The organism is Vibrio sp. 10N.222.49.C9 (genome assembly GCF_041474985.1).
Classification (GTDB): domain Bacteria; phylum Pseudomonadota; class Gammaproteobacteria; order Enterobacterales; family Vibrionaceae; genus Vibrio; species Vibrio crassostreae_C.
In genome coordinates, this window is sequence record NZ_JBFRVD010000478.1 from 1 (window position 1) to 466 (window position 466).

At 44.8% G+C, this 466-nt stretch carries 1 protein-coding gene; it reads right to left on the bottom strand.

Going from position 1 to position 466, the window contains the following annotated elements:
* Positions 1-29: 29 nt before the first annotated feature.
* Positions 30-466: hypothetical protein (locus AB4585_RS24075; RefSeq protein ID WP_372171274.1), on the bottom strand; the 437-nt coding region annotated here is incomplete at its 5' end.

Below are 466 nucleotides of genomic sequence, written 5' to 3' on the forward strand. Positions count from 1 at the left end.
GTAGAAAGACTCACCCAATCCAGCACGTGTCAGTAGGCAAATCGGATTATGCCGTTGCGGTTATGGTCATTTGTGCTATTCCAGTTATCTTCACCAAAGAAATCGGTGAGTTTTTTGATGGTTTCACGATTATTTGCGAAAGTGGCCGTCTGTTCAGCTTCTTGCTCGGCCTTAATTTTCTCTCGCTTGAGTTTGGCTGCGTTGGCTCTGATTTGAGCTTGCGTAAGTGGCTTGATGATGACAGATTCAATGTGCTCGACCATTGCATCGTAGTCTTGGCCTCTGGGTGCTATAACGTGAACGTATGAGTTGTTAGAGATGCATGCTGAAAGGTTCGGTTCTTCGCATTGGCAAGTAAGCTCTTTGATGGTTTCTAGTTGCTCGCGAGAAAACTTTTGCCCTGGGTTTGGTCTTATTTTGACTGAGTTCGCAGCGCCTTTCTGGATGTAATGCTTTAATTCAATTG